Below are 343 nucleotides of genomic sequence, written 5' to 3'. Positions count from 1 at the left end.
TGATTTCCAGGAGTATAGATAATGGGTAAATTTGGATTTAAGTTTAATACCCAATCAATATAGTGAGATTTAACGCCATCCATAATATCGCCGGCGAGTATGAGAATATCTAAATCAGGAGAAAATGCAAAATCAGGTAAGTTTTCATTTTCAAAACATCCTAAATGAACGTCTGAAATGGCGTTTAGAACAATAGAGTTTTTCATTTATTAAAAGCTTTAACTTAAGTTTACTTGGAAGCCAATTTATTTTTTAATGCCGTAATTAGCTCAAGTTTTTCTGACTCCGATAACGCTTCGATTAGGCAATTAAGCTCAGCGGAATTATCCGAATCACAAAAAAA

1 pseudogene is annotated in these 343 nt (G+C 32.4%); it reads right to left on the bottom strand.

The features are described from left to right. Positions 1-206: pseudogene (locus N7931_RS19465) on the bottom strand (hypothetical protein); the annotation flags it as partial. Positions 207-343 lie beyond the last annotated feature (137 nt).

This window comes from Catenovulum sp. 2E275 (genome assembly GCF_025515275.1).
GTDB lineage: Bacteria > Pseudomonadota > Gammaproteobacteria > Enterobacterales > Alteromonadaceae > Catenovulum.
This window is presented reverse-complemented; position numbering and strand designations above follow the sequence as displayed.